Raw genomic sequence first — 13,700 nt, 5'->3', positions numbered from 1 at the left:
CTGCACAACTATAAAACGTGTTCTGGTAAATCTATTTTTAAGGGGTTAAACGTGAACAAAACTGAGCTGATCGAAGCCATCGCCGCATCTGCGGATATATCCAAAGCTGCTGCTGGACGTGCACTGGACGCCGTTGTCGACGGTATCACCGATTCTTTGAAGAAAGGGGACCAAGTAGTACTCGTTGGTTTTGGTACTTTCTCTGTAAAAGAACGCGCCGCCCGTACCGGACGCAATCCACAAACTGGTGCTGAGATTCAAATTGCAGCGGCCAATGTGCCAAGCTTTAAAGCTGGTAAGGCGCTGAAAGACGCCGTAAACTAAGCCCTCTTAGCTTGCAAAAGTCATCGATGGCTTACCCCATGCGATGAACGAAAGGCGCATCCCGGATGCGCCTTTTTTGTGTAATTCAAAATTTATAGCGATCAACTTTCAGGTTGCAGGAGCCAATCATGTTGCAATCCATGCGGGACAATTCCAAAGGACTTGTTGCCGGTATATTAGTGGGCCTGTTGGTCATTATTTTCGCACTTTCAGGGGCGGAAGCGCTGTTCAATACCCGCAATCAGGCGGATGTAGCGGCAGAGGTTAACGGCGAAGAAATTTCAGAGACCGAAGTTTTACGGGCGATCGAGCAACAGCGTGCGCAAATGCGAAATCGTTTTGGCGAGGCCGTGCCCGAAGACTTTCTCAGTGACGAGAATTTACGCTCTCCAGCGTTAGATCAACTGATCGACCGTATCTTGTTATCGCAAGTGGCAGAGGAGGGCGATATGACGATTGCACCAGAGCGTATTGCCAGTACGATTGCGTCTATCCCCGCGTTCCAAAACGCTGCGGGTCAATTTGATCCTGAGCAATACAGGATGTCGCTCGCTCGTTTGGCCTATACACCGGCAAACTACAAAGCCGAGCTTATTCGCGACATGTCAGTCAACCAGCTTGTAACGGGTTTGCGTCAGTCAAATTTCGCCACGGCAACAGAAGTGAAGTACGTTGCAGAGTTAAACAATCAATTGCGCAGCTTCGATTATTTGACGATGGATGTGAACGGTCTTCTCGACGAGGTGGAGCCGAAAGAAGAGCAGATTTCAGAGTATTATGCGAGTAATACTGATGAGTTCACAGTGCCGGAAAAAGTAGCTGTAGAGTACATTGAGCTGAGCGTTGAAAAACTGCAAGAATCGCAAGAGGTGACTGAGGAGGCTTTAAAGCGCCAGTACGAGCAGAATATCGACAGCTTCACTCCGAGTGTTGAGCGTCATGTTGCGCACATATTGCTAGAAGAACCCACTCCCGAAGAACTCACCGAAGTGCGCGCTGCGATTGATGGTGGCGATGATTTCGCAACGATTGCCGCAGAGTACTCCGATGATCTAGGCTCTAAAGATATGGGTGGCGACCTCGGCATTACGACCGAAGGTGCCTTTCCCGATGAGTTTGAGGAAGCTATTGCGGCGATGGCTGAAGGAGAGGTGTCGGGACCTGTTGAAACCGATGCTGGTACGCATTTCATCAAGCTACTATCGGTGAGCGGCGGAGAGCCTGCGCCCTTCTCGGAACAAAAAGATAAGATCGCTAACCAGCTAAAACGAGCACAAGCAGAAGCCCGCTTCGTTGAGTTACTTTCGAGCTTAGAAGATCTGTCTTACAACGCTGAAAGTCTTGCGAATGTAGCGACCGAGCTGGATCTGGAGGTGGGTAGAACCGATCTGTTCTCACGTGAGGGGGGGCAGGGTATTGCGGCTTCTGGACAAGTGGCTCGCGCGGCGTTTGGTGAGGAAGTTTTAGAGTACGGCAACGCCAGCGAACTGATTGAGTTGACAGCTGAGCGAGTGGTCGTTGTTAAAAAAATCGATCATCAATCGAGCTTTGTGAAAGAACTTGCGGAAGTGCGCGACGACATCGTTGCCAAGCTCAAACAAGAGCAAGCTATGGCACTGCTGGCTGAGCGCGGGCAATCAATGGTGGAGCGTATCCGAGGCGGTACCAGTTTCGCCGATTTGGCTGCGGAGTTTGACCTTGAGGCAAACAGTGCCAACCTCGTTCAACGCAGCAACATGGATCAGCCACGCGGTGTGGTTGAATTTGCTTTCTCGCTGCCTGTGCCAAGTTCCGATCAGCCTATTGTGTCCGGTAAAGGCCGTTCCGGCGAGTATATGATCGTTCAGTTAACGGAGGTGGACGTTCCTGCTGGGGAAATGGAGCAAGAGCAAAAAGCGTCAATGCAGCAGGCTCTGGCTGGCATGTTCGGTGCCTCAGACTTTGAATCCTACTCTCGTTTCTTGCGAGAAACCGCTGAGATCGAGTAGCTTTCACTCAATCCACAAAAAAGCCCGCTGTACTAAAAGCGGGCTTTTTTGTAATCACAAGGTTGGTCTAAGTACAGGCGAAGCTTTGATTGCGCCCGTTCTCTTTGCAGTGATAAAGCGCCGTATCAGCCGCTGCCAGCCATTCGTGGTAATTGGTGATAAGCGCGCTTAACTCACAGACACCTAGACTGATCGTAACCTTAATCGACTCACTCCCATTAGGCACTTCGGTAGCTTCTACCTGCTGTCGTAAGCGTTCCGCAAACTCGAGCGCGCCGGATGAGTCTGTGTTGGTTAATATGACGCCAAACTCCTCGCCTCCATAACGGCCACCAATATCGGTATCGCGCAGTTGCTGGCGTAAACTCTGGCTGACCATCCTAATCACTTCATCACCTGCAGGATGGCCGTGGGTATCATTGACGGCCTTAAAATGATCAATATCAAACATTATGAGAGAGCAGGGGGTCTGGTAGCGGGCAAACCGTTTAAACTCTTGATCCAGGCAGTGCTCCCAATGTCCACGATTGTACAGTTGAGTGAGGTGGTCGACGCGACTCAAGCTCTTAAGGCGGTCATTGGCCTCAATTTGGGCGAGCTTATTCATTGCCGTATCGGTCACATCGTAAACAATTAAGCAGATGTGTGATACCTCATTCTTTGTATCAATCAGCGGAATAATTGTGGTGTTTTGATACATAAACCGGGCCGTGCCGGTAATGGGCCGGTAGTGCGGAAAGTGAAAAAGGTAGGGGCGCTGTTCCCAGGTGGTGAAGGCGGCACTTTTCAAGATAAATGCGGGCTCGGCCTTACGACGAAACCAGTCTTCGGCAAGGTCGGGAAACACCTCAAACAAGCTTTGGTTGAGCACTCGCTCGGGCGCTTTGCCGCTGTGGTTCTGCATAAATTGGTTCCACAGGGAAACCTGGTAGTTGTGGTCGAGCACAACAAGCCCAACGTCAATATTCTGCAGGATGTCCATTAGCCAATGGACATCTTTTAGAAAGTGGGTTAAATCAGAGTCTTGCGACATAGCGTAGGAATGCGAATCAGTCCAGTAGGTAATTGAGTTTCTGCACGAGCCCGTTAATACAGTTTTCACTGATGACCAGCAGCAAGTCACAGTTTACCCTGTGATCCTCAATAGTGTAGTTGATTTCGACGACAAGTGCGCTATTCCAACTAATTTCCCGCTTTTTCAGCAATTCCGGTATGTCGTAGTGTTCCCCCAGTAATGTTGGGGGCCCTAAACTAAAATGCGTATCCAATTGTTGCGCCAGGCTATGCAGGCAAGCCCCACCCAGAACATTGGTGGTGTCCATCAGGATTTCACTGCGATTTTCTTTGGTGTCATCGTATTTCAGCAGCTGTGCTAAATCGCGGTAATCGGTGCCATTAAAGATGAGCAGGGCCTCACCGGCGATCCCGTCCCCGATAAAGCCCTGGCATACACCGGTGAGCTTGTCTTGCCCTTCATCCAGACTTTGCAATGACTGTAGGGTCATGACAATATCGTTGGGGTTTAAAATACTGACGTTGGGAATCGACAGCACGACAAATACATCAAGCAGCCGGGCTAGGCGGTCGGCGGATTGCCCCATAGCGACGTTGGCTATTTCCTGTAGGCAGTCTCGCTGGTCTTCGTTGAGAAGGAGGGCCGTCATTGCTGTTATCTTGGCTTGTGCTCTTGATCAGTGGGTAATTTAAAGTGTTCAAATCGAACCTATGGCGTACGTCTTTATACTAGCACTGTCGTCTGGAGTTGTCTGGATTTAGAGGAAAAAACTGTCTAGGTCGACACTTAGGGCTTGTTTCTGGGCTAAATAGTCTGATAATTGAATCTTCAAAAGATGTGTCGCTCTAAGGGGGTTTGCTTTAGCTGTGCGCTACCCACCTTAGTTTTTATCCATTAACGGGAGTTTTGTATGAGTTTGATGGGGAAATTTGGTCGCCAGATGATCATATTTATCGGATTGCTAAGCGTTGGAGTGGTATCCGACGCGAGCCCTGAGCCTGAAGAGGTTAAAATTCATACAGTTTTTGCTGTTTCTTCCCACCTGACTCCCAAATACCCAAAAGACTTCCCGCATTTTGATTATGTCAATCCCGATGCGCCAAAGGGGGGAGAGATTCGACTGGCGGCACTGGGCACATTTGACAGCTTTAACCGCTACGCGCGACGTGGCGATTCCGTAACAGAGGGTTTAAAGCCTTACCAACGATTTATTTATGACCAATTGATGGTAAGCAACGATGAGGAATACGGTGTTCTTTACCCATTGGTGGCTGAATCTGTGACCTATCCCGATAATTATATGTGGGTTGAATATAACTTAAACCCAAAGGCACGCTTTAATGATGGCAAGCCTGTCACCGCATCGGATGTAGTTTTTAGTTTCAATAAATTTATCGAAGAGGGGCTGGCCCAGATAGGCGTCCTTTATAAAGATGTCAGTAAGGCGATTGCGGTAAATTCCCACAAGGTTCGGTTTGAATTTAGCGTGCCCAAAAAAACCTTTATCACCGACCTGGCCGGACTAACGATTTTGCCGGAGCATATCTGGAAAGATAAAGATTTATCAGAGCCTTTAAGCGAGCCAGTTGTTGGTGGGGGGCCTTATGTGGTGGGCGACTACAAAATGGGCAGCTATGTGACCTATGAGCGGGTAAAGGACTACTGGGCTAAAGATCTGCCGAGTCGTAAAGGACATTTTAACTTCGACAAGGTGACGTTCGAGTATTTCCTTGACCGCTCAGTAACTCTGGAGGCGTTCAAAGCAGGCGAGTATGATTTGCGTCCAGAATCGCAAATTGCCAACTGGAAAGAGGCATACGATATTCCCGCGGTAGAGCGAGGTGATATTATTAAAGCGGAAATCCCCAATCGTGCACCTAAACCTCTCACCGCTTTGATGTACAACACCCAGGCGGCTCCTTTTACCGACAGACTGGTTCGCCAGGCGTTAAGCTATCTATTGGATTTCGAGTCGTTGAATAAAACATTGTTCTACGGCGCTTATACCCGTCATGAGAGCTTTATGGAAAATACGCCGTATAAAGCACAAGGCGAACCAAAAGGTTTAGAGCTTGAAATTTTGAATCAGTACAAAGATCAGCTACCAGCGGAAGTATTTGGCCCCGTTTGGCGCCCCAGTAAAACGGATGGTTCAGGCAATATCCGCGGTGCTATGCGACAGGCACTGTCGTTACTTAAAGAGGCCGGTTGGGAATTGAAAGACCGTCAGCTGGTGAATGCAAACACCGGCGAGCCTATGGAATTCGAGTTGCTTATCTACGACTCAAGTACTGAGAAGTATGCCAATAGCTTCAAAAAGAACTTGGAGCGTATAGGTGTTACCTTGAACATCCGCAAAGTGGACACCTCGCAGTATTCTAAAAGAATGCAAGAAGGTGATTACCAGATGCTCTCTCTGTACTTTACGGAAATACCCTATCCATCCACAGATATGGAACTCACCTGGCATTCCAAGAATGTCGAATCGAGCTGGAATACAGCCAACATTGACAACCCGGTCATTGATGCACTGGTAGAGGACATACTTGCAAGTCAAGGAAATGAAGAGCGATTATTGGCATTAGGTCGTGCTTTTGATCGGGTTGCGCTTTGGAATTTTTACGGCATTCCACTGTGGCATTCACCTTATTACCGCATTGCTCATTGGAATAAGTTTTCGCGCCCTGAGAAAGCCCCGATTCTTGAAATTGGGATGGATACCTGGTGGTATGACACAGCTAAAGCCAGCACTATTGCCAAGTAGACATTAAGAGGTATTGCCTTTGCTCGCTTATACCTTTAGGCGATTGTTGCTCGTGGTGCCTACCATGCTGGCAATCATTACCCTAAATTTTTTTATCGTGCAGGCCGCTCCCGGCGGCCCTGTCGACCAGGCTATTGCCCGTATGCAGGGAATGGCCAATATACAAGTAGGAGCCTCTGGTGGCGACGGTGTGGCCACCACGCAGCAAGGGTCGCAGGCAAGTCGAGGTTTGGATCCAGAGGTGATTCAGCAAATCAAAGAACAGTTTGGCTTTGATAGGCCTGTGCATGAGCGCTATTTTAGTATGCTGTACGATTACACAACATTTGATTTTGGCGATAGCCTGTTTAAAGCAAACAGTGTTACCGGTCTTATTGTTGATCGTATGCCAGTGTCCATATCATTAGGGCTTTGGAGCACATTAATCATCTACTTGGTGTCGATTCCTTTAGGTATACGCAAAGCCGTTCGCCATCACAGTACGTTCGATGTCTGGACCAGTTGGGTGGTTATAATCGGCAACGCTATTCCTGCATTTTTGTTTGCTATTTTACTGATTATCCTTTTTGCCGGCGGCTCGTATTTTGATGTGTTCCCGTTGCGTGGTTTAGTGTCTGATGAATTCGACACATTGAGTTGGTTTGGTAAAATTAAAGATTATGCGTGGCATATGGTGCTGCCCGTTACCGCAATGGTTGTTGGAGGTTTTGCCACCCTAACTATGCTTACTAAAAATTCCTTTTTAGATGAAATAAACAAACAGTATGTCATGACGGCAAAAGCCAAGGGGGCGACTGAAGCGCGCGTTTTGTACAAACATGTATTTCGCAACGCCATGTTGATTATAATCGCCGGCTTCCCGGCAACCTTTATTAGTTTGTTTTTTACCGGCTCATTATTAATCGAGGTAATTTTTTCTCTTGAAGGGCTCGGCCTTTTGGGGTTTGAGGCGACGGTACAAAGAGACTACCCCGTCATGTTTGGCACACTCTATATTTTTGGTTTGATGGGGTTGCTGATTGGTATTGTGAGCGATTTGGCCTATAGCTGGGTGGATCCGAGAATTGATTTTGCGAGCCGATAAGTAATGAGCCCACTCAACAAAGAACGCTGGCATCGATTTAAGAAGAATCGCCGAGGCTACATTAGCCTCTGGCTATTCCTGTGCTTGTTCTTGATGACGCTTCCGGCGGAGTTTCTCGCCAATGATGCACCTTTGATGATTCGCTATGATGGAGATTTTTATTTCCCTGTTGTAAAGGAATATTCAGAGTTGGAATTTGGTGGAGATTTTGATATTTCAGCAGAGTATACCGACCCCTATTTGGCCGGCCTAATTAATGAAAAAGGTTGGATGCTGTGGCCGCCGATACCCTTTGATTACAGCACTAGAAATAGCAATTTGACACAGCCGGCGCCCAGCCCCCCCAGCGATGTTAATTGGCTGGGTACGGATGATCAGGGTCGGGACGTTCTGGCCAGGTTGATATACGGTTTTCGGGTATCGGTCCTGTTTGGCTTAATGTTAACCATTGCCACCTCGATAATTGGCGTGGCGGCCGGAGCGGTGCAAGGCTTTTACGGCGGGAAAATCGATCTTATCGGGCAAAGGTTGTTGGAAGTATGGTCTAGTGTCCCCACTTTGTTTGTCCTTATTATTATTGCCAGTATGGTCACCCCATCTTTTTGGATTCTACTCGTGATTCTGCTGCTGTTTGGCTGGATGGCATTGGTCGGTGTGGTTCGTGCCGAATTTTTGCGCGCACGAAACCTGGACTATGTTATGGCGGCCAGGGCACTCGGTGTCGCTGATCGCACACTTATATTTCGGCATTTGTTGCCCAACGCTATGGTCGCGACAATTACCTTTGTGCCTTTTGTTATGGTGAGCGCGATTACAAGTTTGACCGCACTGGACTTTCTTGGATTTGGTTTGCCACCCGGATCAGCCTCACTGGGAGAGATGGTGAGTCAAGGGAAAAACAACTTGTATGCCCCCTGGATTGGCATTTCCGTCTTTGTGGCTCTGGCGTTACTGCTGAGTTTATTAGTCTTTATAGGTGAAGCTGTGCGCGATGCTGTCGACCCCAACCGGACTCGTTAATTGTCTATGTCAGATGTTGTGCTATCCATAAAAAACCTAAGTGTAGCGTTTCGGCAAGAGCAAGCCTTGCGAACGGTTGTCGAAGACCTGAGCTTTGACTTATTGCGAGGTGAGACGCTGGCTCTGGTGGGTGAAAGTGGCTCTGGAAAGTCAGTCACGGCTCAGTCTATTCTTAAATTGTTGCCTGAGCACTCTGCGGTGTATCAAAGCGGTAGCATCGAGTTTGGCGGGGAGAACCTCCTTGCCAGTAGCGAACGTGCCTTACAAAGGGTACGTGGCAACAAAATCTCAATGATCTTTCAGGAGCCAATGACATCGCTCAACCCCCTGCAAACCATTGAAAAGCAACTGTTCGAATCTTTGATGCTGCACGGCAAAGCAACGCAGCGCGAGCGAGCTCGCCCCAAAATTGTACAGTGGCTGCAAAGAGTCGGCATTCAAGATCCGCAACGGCGCTTGTCATCTTTGCCTCACGAGTTGAGTGGCGGGGAGCGTCAACGAGTCATGATCGCGATGGCGTTGGTTAACGAGCCCGATGTGCTGATTGCCGATGAGCCGACTACCGCTCTTGATGTGACGGTTCAAGCCCAAATTTTGCGGCTTCTCAAACAATTGCAGCACGATTTTAATATGACGGTTTTGTTCATTACGCACGACCTTAACATTGTTAGGAGTTTGGCTGACCGCGTAGCCATAATGCAGAGCGGAAAATTACTCGAAGTAGGTGATCAAACGCAAGTTTTTGCATCCCCCCAACATGACTACACAGGCATGCTGTTGAGCTCAAGTCCCGGCGAGCCGCCGCCACATATCAGTGACCAAAGTGACGTTCTACTCAAGGTTGAGGAGCTTAACACCTGGTTTCCAATTAAAGCCGGTATTTTTAAGCGTACAGTTGATCATGTTAAAGCGGTGAATAACGTTGCCTTCGAGCTCAGGCACGGCGAAACGTTGGGCGTTGTGGGAGAGAGCGGTTCAGGCAAAACGACACTGGGTCGATCTATTTTACGATTAATTGAAAGCCGGGGCTTCGCTGGCTATGGTAGAGAGCAGAGCAATCTGTTTGAGCTAGACCGAAAAGCACTCAAAACATTGCGGCGTGAAATTCAGATAATTTTTCAGGATCCATACGGAAGTCTGAGTCCGCGTATGTCAGTGTCAGACATTGTTGCCGAGGGTTTGCGCGTACATGAGCGGCTCACTGCCAGTGAAATTGACGAACGTGTTGTGGCGGTGTTAGAAAAGGTTCGGATTGACCCGGACGCAAGGCACCGTTACCCGAACGAATTTTCCGGCGGGCAGCGCCAGCGTATAGCGATTGCCCGAGCGCTCATCTTAAAACCGAAACTACTGGTGCTAGATGAGCCCACCTCGGCGCTCGATCGCTCCGTACAAAAGGATGTTATTGAACTGCTAAAGAGTTTGCAGAGCGAATATGGGCTCGCTTATATTTTTATCAGTCACGACCTTGAGGTGGTGCGGGCCATGAGTCATAAAATACTCGTAATGTACCGCGGTGTCGTGGTCGAAGCCGGCTCAGCCGAGGACTTGTTCACCCGCCCGACGCACGAGTATACAAAAACGCTGCTGGCGTCGGTTAATTCGCCTTTGTAACATCAACAAACAGCGTTAATGACTGCCCCGGATGGATATATTGGTTAGTTGAAACCGAGTTCCAGCGCGTAATATCTCGAATGCTGATATTAAACTTGTCGGCGATACGTGCCAATGAATCACCCTGGCGAACACGGTATGACAGTTTTCGAGTGACGCCTTGATTGGTCGTTTGAGCCTTTGCGGTTTTGGTCCAAATGACCAGTTGCTGCCCGGGCTTTAACGTTTCTCTTGGTGCCATTCCATTCCAGCGAGTGAGCGAACTTACACTTACCTTATGCTGATTGGCAATGCGCCAAAAGCTGTCGCCTTTGCGCACGGTGTACATGATTTTTTGGCTGCCCGCTGCACCTTTTGACTTTTCTTGTGTTTTTGCCAGCCGCTGCGGAGCGCTGAATGCGTAGTGAGCTCCATTTGCACTGGCCTTGGGGATTAGCAACGTGTCGCCGGCGCGAATACGACTGCTTCGAAGATTATTTGCCGTCTGCAAGGCTTCGGCACTGGTATTAAATTGTCGCGCTATTTTAATAAGTGAGTCTCCGGAGCGTATGGTGTAGCGTTGCCAGCTAATTCGACTTTCCGTGGGAATTGCCGCTAAACCTTGGTTGAAGTCCGCTTGTTTCGCTACAGGGATGTTTAAGCGGTGGGGACCCTCAGGGTCTGTAGCCCAACGATTAAAGCCGGGGTTCAGTAAATACAGTTCGTCCATGCTGATGCCAGCCAGCTCAGCGGCTTGAGCCAAGTCTAGCTGGGAATCGATATCGACGGATACGAAGTAGGGGGCATTTGCCAATTCAGGAAGGGCAATGTTGTAGGCCGAGGGCTCATTGATAACCTTAGACAGCGCCAGAAGCTGAGGAACGTAGGCTCTTGTTTCACGCGGTAACTCCAGCGACCAGAAGTCCGTGGGTTTTCCCGCTCGTTTATTGCGTTTTATTGAGCGCATTAAACGGCCTTGGCCCGTGTTGTAAGCCGCCAAAGCGAGAAGCCAGTCACCATCAAACAAAGCATGTAGCCTTTTGAGGTGTGTAATGGCGGCATCTGTGGAATCTATGACATCCCGGCGTCCGTCATACCACCAATTTTGCTTTAGCCCGTAATCTGAACCTGTGCCCGCCATGAATTGCCACATGCCGGTCGCGGTGGCGTGCGAGTATGCGAACGGGTCAAATGCACTCTCAACAACAGGCATTAACGCAATTTCCAGTGGTAATCCTTCGGCTTCTATGCGCCCGACAATATGGTAAAGATAGCGCTCGCCCCGATTGAATACTCGCTCAATATATTCAGGGTGTGAACTGTACCAGCGCACATATTGGTCCATTTTAGGATGCGCGTAATCTTGTAGCTCAAAACCGGCCCGTATTCTGTGCCAAAGGTCAGCCTCAAGCACCGGTTCTTGTGGGGTTTCCGCTGTTTTTGGCTTTTGCGGCAGCGGCACGGCCACTACTGGCGGCGGCTGGATCGGGTCTTCAGACACTGCAGTTTGACTGTCCGTAGACGATGTTAAGCTGGCACAACCATACGTGGATAGGAGTAAAACAGAGGCGCTAACGAGAAAAACTGGCTTCATGAAACCTTCAACTTGGCGGATATTAAGACAAAGAGGCGTCGATTCTATGGGTTTGCCAACTAGGGGTCAAACCTTGCCGCCCCCGTTGTGACCGCGGTTGTGTTTTATTCTGGTGCCGTACACAGATCGACCAAAACACGGCGTATCATGCTGTGATGGGCCCGGTGATATCAAATCGCTGTAGCAATGTGCCTTTCGGGTGTAGAATTTGGCTGAGTCTATTGGTTGAGGGCACTGTGTGAAGGTAGGGCGACGGGTAAAGCGAAAAGTAGAGCTTAGCGCCTGCGTAACGGCTGCATCTGAGTGGTTTCGTCAGGGGCATGGCCGGATACTGCTAGAGCGTGAAAGGCACGATATTGAGGAAGCGCTCAATTGCCTTTTCGGCTACCATCTGTGTCAGATCAGCATCTGTAGGGATATGGACCTGACCCAGACCAGTCGTATTGCCCACGCATTTTCGTTAAACCCCAATGCCTGTGGCCCCGACAGCAAAGATGCAGCGTGTTGCGATTTTCACCGTCTGCCGCTGGCGCCGGAATCCGTGGACGTGTTTTTATTGCATCACACGCTGGATTACAGCTCGACACCGCATCAACTGCTTGTAGAGGCTGTGAAAGCAACCATTCCCCGGGGTCATATCATAATTGTTGGGTTTAACCCCTGGAGTATTGGCGGCGCTTGGCGGGCACTAAAAAGAGTCTTTAGCGGCAAAGTACTTTGGCGGCAGCAGCACCTGCGTTTAGGACGTTTGTACGATTGGTTTGCACTGCTTGAGCTGGATGTAGTCGACGTCAAGCGGGGGCATTTTTGGCCGTTCACTCAAGAAAGTCCTGCAACCGCAACGTCGGGCAAGCTTGAGCGAATGATGCGGCGATATCAGGCCCCTTGGGGCGATTATTATATTGTGACTGTACGCAAAGATGTTTTGGGCGCCATACCGCTTAAACCTCAATGGCACGAAGCTAAACTTGTCCCGCTGGCTGGTGTTTCGCGTGAACTCAGCGGGCGGCAAGCCAGTTGCAGCGAGTCGAAAAAACAGTGAATTTATTGGTTGGAATATTACGTTGAAATCGATCGAAATTTATACGGATGGGGCGTGCCGTGGCAACCCTGGCCCCGGTGGTTGGGGCGCTCTACTGCGCTACAATGATCACGAGAAAGAGCTCTATGGCGGGGAGGAGCACACCACCAATAACCGGATGGAATTACTCGCAGCGATCGAGGCTCTAAAAGCGTTGAGTGAGCCCTGTGATGTTGTCTTAACCACCGACTCACAATACGTGCGCCAGGGGATCACCGACTGGCTGGCCGGCTGGAAACGTAATGGCTGGAAAACAGCCGCCAAAAAGCCCGTAAAAAATGATGACCTTTGGCGTCAGCTGGATGAACAAAATGCCAGGCATCAGGTATCGTGGCGCTGGGTCAAAGGGCACAGCGGTCACCCAGAAAACGAGCGCGCCGATCAACTGGCCAATTTAGGTATCGATTCACTTTAACTCAGCCCATTACTGTTAAGAATTTAGCTATGTCGCAACCCAATATAACCGAACACCGCCAAATCGTTTTAGATACCGAGACTACGGGTCTTGATCCGCAGCAGGGGCATAAAATCATTGAGATTGGTTGCGTTGAGTTAATTAATCGCAAATTGACCGGTAATCACTATCACCAATATATTAATCCGCTGCGTGAGATTGATGCCGGTGCAATGGAAGTGCATGGCATTACCAATGAAATGTTGGATAACAAGCCCACATTTGACCAAATCCGCGCCGAGTTTATGGCTTTTATCGCAGGGGCAGAACTGGTCATTCACAATGCGCCGTTTGACGTGGGTTTTATTGACCACGAGTTACGCCTTCTCGATAGTCGTCACCAGACCATTGCACTCAATAATAGCATTGTCGATTCGCTGCTCTTAGCACGCGGAAAGCATCCAGGGCAAAAGAATAACCTTGATGCGCTCTGTAAGCGATATGGCGTCGATAACTCTCAGCGTGAACTGCATGGCGCATTACTCGACGCAGAGATTTTAGCCGATGTCTATCTGTTGATGACAGGTGGGCAAACGGCACTCAGTTTAGGCAGTTCTGGCACCGGTAGTGAAGGAGACTCCAATCAATCGGCGGAGATTCAACGCTTGCCCCGCGATCGCAAGCCGCTGCCAGTGTTGCGGGCAAATGCGCAAGAGATGGCCAAGCATTCGGAAAAAATGGAGTCAATCAATAAAGCCAGTGGTGGGAATTGCCTGTGGCTACAATGAGAGCCAGTTCATATGCTTAGGCTTGCCAACAGGGCGACTAAAGCGGTTTAATGTT

The 13,700-nt window shown here is 49.4% G+C and carries 12 protein-coding genes; 9 read left to right on the top strand and 3 right to left on the bottom strand.

Going from position 1 to position 13,700, the window contains the following annotated elements:
• The first annotated feature begins 51 nt into the window (after nt 1–51).
• Both hupB and QWI17_RS07610 read left to right on the top strand, forming a co-directional pair.
• On the top strand, nt 52–324 hold the full coding sequence (gene hupB, locus QWI17_RS07615) for a nucleoid-associated protein HU-beta (protein WP_020209663.1): 273 nt from the start codon (nt 52–54) through the stop codon (nt 322–324).
• A gap of 128 nt (nt 325–452) precedes the next feature.
• Complete coding sequence (locus QWI17_RS07610; RefSeq protein ID WP_302721921.1) at nt 453–2,312, top strand: SurA N-terminal domain-containing protein; 1,860 nt, start codon at nt 453–455, stop codon at nt 2,310–2,312.
• A 67-nt stretch (nt 2,313–2,379) separates the two neighbouring features.
• Here the strand turns inward: QWI17_RS07610 and QWI17_RS07605 are convergent, their stop codons facing one another.
• Both QWI17_RS07605 and QWI17_RS07600 read right to left on the bottom strand, forming a co-directional pair.
• A complete protein-coding gene (locus QWI17_RS07605) occupies nt 2,380–3,345 on the bottom strand; it encodes a GGDEF domain-containing protein (protein WP_302721920.1) in 966 nt (321 codons plus the stop codon).
• Nucleotides 3,346–3,361: 16 nt separating this feature from the next.
• Nucleotides 3,362–3,976, bottom strand: a complete 615-nt coding sequence (locus QWI17_RS07600) for a histidine kinase (protein ID WP_302721919.1) — start codon at nt 3,974–3,976, stop codon at nt 3,362–3,364.
• A 261-nt stretch (nt 3,977–4,237) separates the two neighbouring features.
• Here QWI17_RS07600 and QWI17_RS07595 point away from each other — a divergent pair, with 261 nt between their 5' ends.
• The 4 genes from QWI17_RS07595 (at nt 4,238) to QWI17_RS07580 (ending at nt 9,809) form a co-directional block, all read left to right on the top strand.
• Nucleotides 4,238–6,091, top strand: coding sequence for an extracellular solute-binding protein (locus tag QWI17_RS07595; RefSeq protein WP_302721918.1), 1,854 nt, complete (start codon nt 4,238–4,240; stop codon nt 6,089–6,091).
• 64 nt (nt 6,092–6,155) lie between these two features.
• The gene (locus QWI17_RS07590; protein ID WP_441294586.1) at nt 6,156–7,175 is read left to right on the top strand and encodes a microcin C ABC transporter permease YejB; all 1,020 of its coding nucleotides are present in this window, start codon (nt 6,156–6,158) and stop codon (nt 7,173–7,175) included.
• A gap of 3 nt (nt 7,176–7,178) precedes the next feature.
• Nucleotides 7,179–8,195: an ABC transporter permease gene (locus QWI17_RS07585; protein WP_302721916.1), complete on the top strand. Its 1,017-nt coding sequence runs from the start codon at nt 7,179–7,181 to the stop codon at nt 8,193–8,195.
• 6 nt (nt 8,196–8,201) lie between these two features.
• On the top strand, nt 8,202–9,809 hold the full coding sequence (locus QWI17_RS07580) for an ABC transporter ATP-binding protein (protein WP_302722039.1): 1,608 nt from the start codon (nt 8,202–8,204) through the stop codon (nt 9,807–9,809).
• On the opposite strand, the gene QWI17_RS07575 is transcribed toward QWI17_RS07580, so the two are convergent.
• Entirely contained in the window at nt 9,793–11,382 is a 1,590-nt protein-coding gene (locus tag QWI17_RS07575; RefSeq protein ID WP_302721915.1) for a lytic transglycosylase, read from the bottom strand. The genes QWI17_RS07580 and QWI17_RS07575 overlap by 17 nt on opposite strands.
• Nucleotides 11,383–11,620: 238 nt before the next feature.
• Between QWI17_RS07575 and QWI17_RS07570 the strand changes: the two genes are divergently transcribed.
• Genes QWI17_RS07570 through dnaQ form a run of 3 tightly spaced genes read left to right on the top strand, consistent with a single transcriptional unit; the run spans nt 11,621 to nt 13,645 of the window.
• Nucleotides 11,621–12,424 carry a methyltransferase domain-containing protein gene (locus QWI17_RS07570; protein ID WP_302721914.1) on the top strand — a complete coding sequence of 268 codons (804 nt, stop codon included), beginning with the start codon at nt 11,621–11,623 and terminating at the stop codon, nt 12,422–12,424.
• Between the two features lie 22 nt (nt 12,425–12,446).
• Complete coding sequence (rnhA, locus tag QWI17_RS07565; RefSeq protein ID WP_302721913.1) at nt 12,447–12,878, top strand: ribonuclease HI; 432 nt, start codon at nt 12,447–12,449, stop codon at nt 12,876–12,878.
• A 29-nt stretch (nt 12,879–12,907) separates the two neighbouring features.
• A complete protein-coding gene (gene dnaQ, locus QWI17_RS07560; protein WP_302721912.1) occupies nt 12,908–13,645 on the top strand; it encodes a DNA polymerase III subunit epsilon in 738 nt (245 codons plus the stop codon).
• Nucleotides 13,646–13,700 lie beyond the last annotated feature (55 nt).

Source organism: Gilvimarinus gilvus (assembly GCF_030518155.1).
Classification (GTDB): domain Bacteria; phylum Pseudomonadota; class Gammaproteobacteria; order Pseudomonadales; family Cellvibrionaceae; genus Gilvimarinus; species Gilvimarinus gilvus.
The sequence above is the reverse complement of the archived record's forward strand: the minus strand, read 5'-3'. Positions and strand labels throughout refer to the sequence as shown.

Bases quoted from the DNA above. Each gene is read 5' to 3' on its own strand.
- QWI17_RS07585 (WP_302721916.1), top strand. From the start codon at position 7,179: ATGAGCCCACTCAACAAAGAACGCTGGCATCGATTTAAGAAGAATCGC.
- QWI17_RS07595 (WP_302721918.1), top strand. From the start codon at position 4,238: ATGAGTTTGATGGGGAAATTTGGTCGCCAGATGATCATATTTATCGGA.
- QWI17_RS07590 (WP_441294586.1), top strand. From the start codon at position 6,156: ATGCTGGCAATCATTACCCTAAATTTTTTTATCGTGCAGGCCGCTCCC.
- QWI17_RS07575 (WP_302721915.1), bottom strand. From the start codon at position 11,382: ATGAAGCCAGTTTTTCTCGTTAGCGCCTCTGTTTTACTCCTATCCACG.
- QWI17_RS07600 (WP_302721919.1), bottom strand. From the start codon at position 3,976: ATGACGGCCCTCCTTCTCAACGAAGACCAGCGAGACTGCCTACAGGAA.
- dnaQ (WP_302721912.1), top strand. From the start codon at position 12,908: ATGTCGCAACCCAATATAACCGAACACCGCCAAATCGTTTTAGATACC.
- QWI17_RS07580 (WP_302722039.1), top strand. From the start codon at position 8,202: ATGTCAGATGTTGTGCTATCCATAAAAAACCTAAGTGTAGCGTTTCGG.
- QWI17_RS07610 (WP_302721921.1), top strand. From the start codon at position 453: ATGTTGCAATCCATGCGGGACAATTCCAAAGGACTTGTTGCCGGTATA.
- QWI17_RS07605 (WP_302721920.1), bottom strand. From the start codon at position 3,345: ATGTCGCAAGACTCTGATTTAACCCACTTTCTAAAAGATGTCCATTGG.